This window comes from Fluviicola sp. (assembly GCF_030151805.1).
Classification (GTDB): domain Bacteria; phylum Bacteroidota; class Bacteroidia; order Flavobacteriales_D; family Crocinitomicaceae; genus Fluviicola.
Window position 1 is genome coordinate 1 of record NZ_JASLCN010000187.1, and the last position, 7,027, is coordinate 7,027.

General features: G+C 42.1%; 7 protein-coding genes. 6 read left to right on the forward strand and 1 reads right to left on the reverse strand.

Annotation, left to right across the window (positions count from 1 at the left end; genetic code table 11):
• The coding region (locus Q1V93_RS07070; protein WP_300663188.1) for a hypothetical protein at positions 1-184 on the forward strand (184 nt) is incomplete at its 5' end.
• A 239-nt stretch (positions 185-423) separates the two neighbouring features.
• Positions 424-2,169, forward strand: a complete 1,746-nt coding sequence (locus Q1V93_RS07075; protein WP_300663190.1) for a sodium:solute symporter — start codon at positions 424-426, stop codon at positions 2,167-2,169.
• Between the two features lie 315 nt (positions 2,170-2,484).
• Here the strand turns inward: Q1V93_RS07075 and Q1V93_RS07080 are convergent, their stop codons facing one another.
• Complete coding sequence (locus tag Q1V93_RS07080) at positions 2,485-3,336, reverse strand: DUF2911 domain-containing protein (protein ID WP_300663192.1); 852 nt, start codon at positions 3,334-3,336, stop codon at positions 2,485-2,487.
• A gap of 264 nt (positions 3,337-3,600) precedes the next feature.
• Here Q1V93_RS07080 and Q1V93_RS07085 point away from each other — a divergent pair, with 264 nt between their 5' ends.
• The 4 genes from Q1V93_RS07085 to kdpA form a co-directional block, all read left to right on the forward strand.
• A complete protein-coding gene (locus Q1V93_RS07085) occupies positions 3,601-4,938 on the forward strand; it encodes a sigma-54 dependent transcriptional regulator (RefSeq protein WP_300663194.1) in 1,338 nt (445 codons plus the stop codon).
• Positions 4,939-5,100: 162 nt separating this feature from the next.
• Complete coding sequence (locus tag Q1V93_RS07090; protein ID WP_300663196.1) at positions 5,101-5,379, forward strand: hypothetical protein; 279 nt, start codon at positions 5,101-5,103, stop codon at positions 5,377-5,379.
• A 97-nt stretch (positions 5,380-5,476) separates the two neighbouring features.
• On the forward strand, positions 5,477-5,554 hold the full coding sequence (locus tag Q1V93_RS07095) for a potassium-transporting ATPase subunit F (protein ID WP_300663199.1): 78 nt from the start codon (positions 5,477-5,479) through the stop codon (positions 5,552-5,554).
• A gap of 3 nt (positions 5,555-5,557) precedes the next feature.
• Positions 5,558-7,027 (forward strand): potassium-transporting ATPase subunit KdpA (kdpA, locus tag Q1V93_RS07100; RefSeq protein ID WP_300663198.1); only part of this gene is annotated, 1,470 nt, incomplete at its 3' end.

Sequence of the window (7,027 nt, forward strand, 5' to 3'; positions counted from 1 at the left end):
CGAAACCGTTCTTTCCATGCACGATCCGAATGAAGAAGCTCACAAAGGAAGTCTGATCATTTCCAAATACGGAAAAGGAAACTTTGTGTATACCGGATTGGTATTCTTCCGCGAATTACCGGCGGGAATTCCGGGAGCTTATCGTTTATTTGTAAATTTATTGAGTCTGCCTCAGAATAAATAGGTTTTTTATTCCCACAGATGTCGTTCCCAATACTCCCGACAATTCACTACACTTAGCCGGGAACTCGAACTGACACATATGGAACCAAAGTAAAAAGGATATTTACCGAATACAATTTAAAACCAAATAATGATCGAAGAAGAAGGAAATCCCAAAAACTGGAAATGGGCTTATACAGGAGTCGTCGCGGCTTTGGTAGGCCTGATCGTATTTTTTTACTTTTTCACTAAACATTTCTCATGAGTTTCATCGATTGGATCGTTCTCATCATCACCCTGTTGGCCGTAATCGGTTACGGTCTTTATAAAAGCAAAAGCGAAAAAACGCTGGACGGTTATTTCAAGAGCAGTAATTCCATGAGTTGGCTCTTGATTTTGCTTTCTATCATGGGAACTCAGGCCAGTGCGATTACGTTCTTATCAGCACCGGGACAAGCCTACACGGACGGAATGCGGTTCGTTCAGTATTATTTCGGTCTGCCTTTGGCAATGGTTGTTCTATGCGTCACGTTTATCCCGATCTATCACAAACTCAAAGTTTTCACCGCATACGAATATCTGGAGCAGCGTTTCGACCTGAAGACGCGTTCCCTGGCTTCGGTTTTATTCCTGGTTCAGCGGGCACTTTCAACCGGAATCAGTATTTATGCACCTTCCATTATCCTGGCTTCGTTACTTGGGTGGAACATCTATTACACCAATCTTGTGATGGGTGGATTTCTGATCATTTACACCGTAACCGGAGGAACCAAGGCTGTCACGTATACACAGATGCAGCAATTGATCGTGGTTTTCATCGGGATGTTTTTAGCAGGTTACCTCGTGGTTCAGATGCTTCCGAAAGATGTGAGTTTCACGGATGCTTTGCATGTTGCAGGAAAAATGGGGAAACTGAATGTCATCGAAACCAAAATCGACGTAACGGACTCCGCCTGGTGGAAAGACAAGTACAATATCTGGAGTGGGTTGATCGGTGGTTTCTTTTTAGCCCTCTCCTACTTCGGAACGGATCAATCACAGGTTGGAAGATATCTGACCGCAAAAAACACCAAAGAAAGCAGAACCGGCTTATTAATGAATGGTTTGGTCAAAGTACCGATGCAATTCCTGATCTTATTGGTGGGAAGTTTGGTTTTTGTTTTTTACATGTTCTTTCAGTCGCCGATTTTCTTCAATCAAAAGGAAGTTGACAAGGTATTGCGTTCGGAATACAGACACGATTTTCAGCGTTTACAGGCTAAGAATGATTCCCTGAACGTCATCCGGAAAACACAAACCACACAATTGGCAGCTGCTTTGCACCAGGAAGACCAAGGAAAAATCAAGACCTTACAAGCCAATTTATTGCAGTTGGAAACCGAAACCAAAGTGGTGCGCGAAGATGCTTTGGCTGTCATGAAAAAAGCAGACAGCACGGCAGATACCAACGATACCAATTACATTTTCCTGTATTTTGTGGTAGAAAATTTGCCCAAAGGATTGATCGGTTTGCTCATTGCCATGATTTTCCTTGCCGCCTGGGGAAGTATTGCCGCCGCTTTGAATTCCCTTGCTTCCACAACAGTGATTGATTTATATAAACGCATGTGGGTAAAAGATCAAAGTGAATTGCATTATTACAAAGCGTCGAAATGGTTTACATTCGGTTGGGGAATTTTTGCAATTGCAACAGCGATGTTTGCCAGCAAATTAGGTAGTTTGATTGAAGCGGTGAATGTACTGGGATCGTTGTTTTACGGAACCATCCTGGGAATCTTCCTCGTTGCATTTTATATGAAACGCATTGGTGGAAAGGCCGTTTTTTGGGGAGCCATCATTACAGAGCTGATCGTGATCGGAATTTATGTGGCTGATATCATTTCATTCCTTTGGCTGAATGTCATCGGGTGTTTATTGGTATTAATCATTGCTGCGCTTATTCAGTTGTTTGTGAAGAAGCAACAGGAATTAAGTGCTGCTGATTTATTGGAGAATGCTGAAAAGTAGTTGCTTTCCACTGGAAAAAATACGGATAGACATCCCGCAGTGGCGGGACAAGTTATATCTATTAGCCCAGACACAGCAAGGGTTTTAGCTAAATTTAAAACCCTTTATTAATAAAAGTATCGTAAGAGAATTTGGAGAACGAAATCACAGAACCACTTCGTTCTTTGCTTCTTCGCGTTTTAAATTACAAGCAGACGAAATAATCATTGCTTTTTAGCGCAAGGCTTCTGTACGAAACATAAATGACAAAAAGACACAACTAAAAAAGCCCTTCCGATAAACGAAAGGGCTTTCAAATATTGGAACGAATAACTATTACTTATTATCTGCAATCAATTTGTTTGCCAAAGCAACATAATCATCGTTTTTAGCTTCTTTTGCCAAAACAATAGTCTTTTCAGCGCTTGCTTTTCCGGCAGCTTTATCTTTCAAAGCATACTCAATTTTCGCTTTCAACAAGAACATATAAAACGCTTTCGGGTTTTCGTCTGTCGCTTTGTTCACCCAAGTCAATGCCTGGCTCAGGTCTTTTCCGTTTTCGAAATAGTATCCTGCAGCTCTGAAATACTCTGGCTTCTCTGATTTCATGGACTCATCAATGCTTTTCATCACTCTTGCATCAATATCAGTTGTCAATCTCAAAGAAACAGCTGTGTTTTCCCACATCAAAGATAACGTAGCTTCTGTTGGAGCAACATCCCCGATGCTGATTGTAAATGATTCTACTTTCCCCGCAGTTTTTGTAGTTTTCACTTTGAAACGCGCTACTTCGTTTTCTGCTTTATACTCTGCCACGTTTCCGTTCAAAGTCAAATCAGAATACAACATCACTTCCCAATATTCTTTGTTTGGAATAGAGTACAAACCGTAAGTTCCCGCTTTTACATCTTTTCCTTCAATTTTAACGTCGTCTGTGAATGTGATTTTCGTTGTACCGTTCGCACCGGTTCTCCAAACTTTTCCGTAAGGAACAATGTCTCCGAAGATTGTACGGCCTTTTGCAACCGGGCGGGAGTATTCTACAGTTACTTCACCCAAACCGAATTTTTGTGTCAATGTTTGTAAAGGGCTTGGCGCCGGCACAGTGATTTTTTGTGCAACGGAAGTCATCGAGAACATTCCGAAAGCCAAGAACAACAATGCACTACTTGTTTTTTTGATTTTCATACTACGTATATTTTTGAAATTTTGTAGCTAAAAATAGTGCTTATTTGTCAAGTCACTGTTTAATTAACGTTTAATTAAAGCTATGCTATGGAAATACAGGCGATAGAATCCGTCAATTCACGGATGAGGATAAAAAATCACTTAAATTCTCGGACAATCCAATCTCAAAAGGCACTGCATATTTTCAAAAACAGCATCCGAAACAAAGAATTCATCTGATTCTGAAAACAATCTTGTAGTTTTACAGCATTAAATCGCTTTTACGTGAAGAATATCCTGATTATAGATGACGAAGAAAAACACCGCTCCCTGCTGGCAAGAATCATTCGTTCGGAAGGTTATGACGTTTGTGAAGCCGGGGATTGCGCTTCAGGATTGAAAAAACTGGCTCAAAAAGCAATCGATGTGATTCTTTGCGATGTGAAATTACCGGATGGAAACGGAATCGATTTGGTTCCGAAAATCAAGGAATCGTACCCCGATGTGGAGATTATTCTCCTCACCGCTTTCGGTAATATTTCGGATAGTGTTCAGGCAATGAAAGACGGAGCTTTTGATTACATTGTCAAAGGAAACGACAACGATAAGATCATTCCACTGCTTTCGCGCGCTTTCGAAAAAGTGGAACTCCGGAAACGGGTGCGCAACCTGGAAAAACGGGTCGGTAAAAAATACACCTTCGATTCTGTCATCGGGACTTCTTCTGCAATCACAAAAGCAATAGATTTAGCCCGAAAAGTAGCCGGAACAGATGCTACTGTTTTACTTACCGGTGAAACCGGAACCGGAAAAGAAGTTTTTGCTGAAGCCATTCATTTGGCAAGCAGCCGCGCCGATAACAGTTTCGTAGCGCTTAATTGCAGTACTTTTAGCAAAGAAATTCTGGAAAGCGAGTTATTCGGACACAAACAAGGGTCGTTTACGGGTGCAATCAAAGATCAGAAGGGATTAATTGAAGAAGCGAACGGCGGAACGCTTTTCCTGGATGAAATCGGTGAAATGCCGCTTGAATTGCAAGCAAAACTCTTGCGTTTACTGGAGACTTCGGAATACCTGAAAATCGGCGACACAAAGCCAAGTCACTCGAATTTCCGCCTGATTGCTGCAACCAACCGCGATCTTAAAAAGGAATCGGAAGAACAGCGTTTTCGTTCCGATTTGTATTTCCGTTTGAATGTGTTCCAGGTCGAATTGCCTTCTTTAAGCAGCCGTTCAAAAGACATTAAACTCCTCACCAAACATTTTGTTGAGCAGTTTTCAGCAAAATCGAACCGTAAAACATTGGGAATTGAGGACGATTTTCTGGAGAAACTGAGCCTGTATTCGTGGCCGGGAAATATCCGTGAACTCAAGAATATAGTAGAACGTGCCGTGATTTTATCGGATGGAAAAACATTGACAACCGACGATCTTCCTCCCGAAATTCAATTCCTCCAGGAACAAAAAAGCAATACCTTGTCTGCTTTTTCCATGGCGAGCGTTGAAAAACTACATATTCTGAAAGTACTGAATCATACCAAAGGAAACAAAGCCGAGGCAGCCCGTTTATTAGAAATCGGTATTGCCACTTTATACCGCAAAATTGAAGAATACAAGTTGTAAGTTTTACTGCTATCATTTTGATAAAAGCCTCTCATTTTGATAGGCTTTTTTTGCACTTATTTTTTTTGGCATCATTCAAAAACACTATCTTTCAATACATTAACACTATTCCTGATTAAATGGAATGGGAATTGGCATAGCGCATCTAAAAATGTAAAAAAAATGATACGCAAACGAAACAATTACCGACGCATGAGCCATTTGGCAGAGCTTACCAAGCAATATGCCTTGAAGGAGAATTTCAAACGGGTAAACGATTGCCTGGATATTGCTGAACACCAACTTCGAACAGGAACAAATGAAATGAAAAACGCCGTAGTCAATGGCTTTTTATTCTCATTCACCTGTTTTATGGAAATGCACCGAACAGCATTTAACATTCCGCTTCCGGAATTATTGGAAAAGGAATACGTGAAGCAGGTCAATTCCTTCGGAGTTTAAAACAAACGCGTATGGAAGCAATTCTTTTTGCCCTGTTAACACTCCTCATTTTTTGGCTTTGTTACAAGGCCGTTCAATTCTTTGAAAACGTTTAACGATGATCGCTCTATTTATTCTCGCTCTTGCCGTGTTTGTCTATCTCGGCTATGTGCTCCTCAAACCTGAAAAATTCTAGTTCATGAATACTGAATTGTTTGGCGTTATTGCCATATTTATCCTGACGGTTGCACTTGCAATCCCTTTGGGACGTTATATCGGAAAAGTTTATCTCGGTGAAAAAACAGTACTGGACCCGGTATTTGGTCCGATAGAACGTCTTTTCTTCCGCATCAGCGGTATTGATGCAACGCGTGAAATGAACTGGAAACAGCACGTTTATGCGCTTCTAGGAATCAACCTGGTGTGGTTTTTCCTCTGCTTTTTGATTCTCCTGAATCAAGGCTGGTTACCGCTGAATCCGGATCACAATCCGTCCATGTCGCCTGATCTGGCGTTCAATACCACCATTTCCTTTTTGGTAAACTGCAACCTGCAGCATTATTCCGGAGAAACCGGGCTTTCCTATCTGTCACAAATTGGTGGCATTATGTTCCTGCAATTTGTGACAGCCGGTACGGGAATGGCTGCATGCGCGATGGTTTTCAATGCCATGCGCGACCGGCAAAGCAGTCAACTGGGGAACTTCTACAATTACTTCATCAAAAGCTGTACGCGGGTGCTTCTGCCCGTATCATTTGTAGCTGCAATCATTTTAGTTGCATGTGGCACCCCCATGACCTGGGAGGGAAAAGAAACCATCACGACCCTTCAGGGTGACCAACAAGTTGTTTCAAGAGGTCCGGCCGCAGCAATGGTTGCCATCAAACAAGCCGGAACAAACGGCGGTGGTTTTTTCGGAGTGAACTCTGCACATCCGCTGGAAAATCCGGGCTACCTGACCAATATGGTTGAAAACATTTTGATTGTTCTGATTCCAATTGCGATGGTTTTTGCGCTGGGTTATTATCTCAAACGAAAACGGATGGCCTGGATGATCATGGGTGTGATGACGGTTGGTTTTCTGGCCTTGTTTCTTCCTGCCATTACGCAGGAAATGAAAGGAAACCCTGCCATAACAGCAATGGGAATTGATCAGTCTTCCGGAAGTATGGAAGGAAAAGAAGTCCGGTTCGGAGCAGAAGCTTCCGCCTATTGGGGAATCACCACAACAGTCACATCCAATGGTTCCGTAAACTCCATGCACGATAGTTTCACCCCGATTTCCGGAGGAATGGCTATGCTCGGAATGATGGCAAATTCGTTTTACGGCGGTGTTGGTGTGGGCTTTCTGAATTTCTACATTTTCATCATCCTGGCAGTATTTATATCTGGATTGATGGTCGGAAGGACACCTGAATTTCTCGGAAAAAAAGTAGAAGCCAGAGAAGTAAAAATTGCTGCTTTCATAGCCATTCTTCATCCGTTACTGATTCTTAGCGGAACAGCACTTTCTGCATATTTCGTTTCGCATAACACGGAAATGGGGTATTGGTATAACGGAAAAGCTTCCGGCTGGCTCAACAATCCCGGACACCATGGATTTTCGGAAATGCTGTACGAGTATACTTCCAGTGCTGCAAACAACGGAAGCGGTTTCGAAGGTTTGGGA

Excerpts from the sequence above, each read along its gene's own strand:
- Q1V93_RS07080 (WP_300663192.1), bottom strand. The coding sequence starts at position 3,336 with ATGAAAATCAAAAAAACAAGTAGTGCATTGTTGTTCTTGGCTTTCGGA.
- Q1V93_RS07090 (WP_300663196.1), top strand. The coding sequence starts at position 5,101 with ATGATACGCAAACGAAACAATTACCGACGCATGAGCCATTTGGCAGAG.
- Q1V93_RS07095 (WP_300663199.1), top strand. The coding sequence starts at position 5,477 with ATGATCGCTCTATTTATTCTCGCTCTTGCCGTGTTTGTCTATCTCGGC.
- Q1V93_RS07075 (WP_300663190.1), top strand. The coding sequence starts at position 424 with ATGAGTTTCATCGATTGGATCGTTCTCATCATCACCCTGTTGGCCGTA.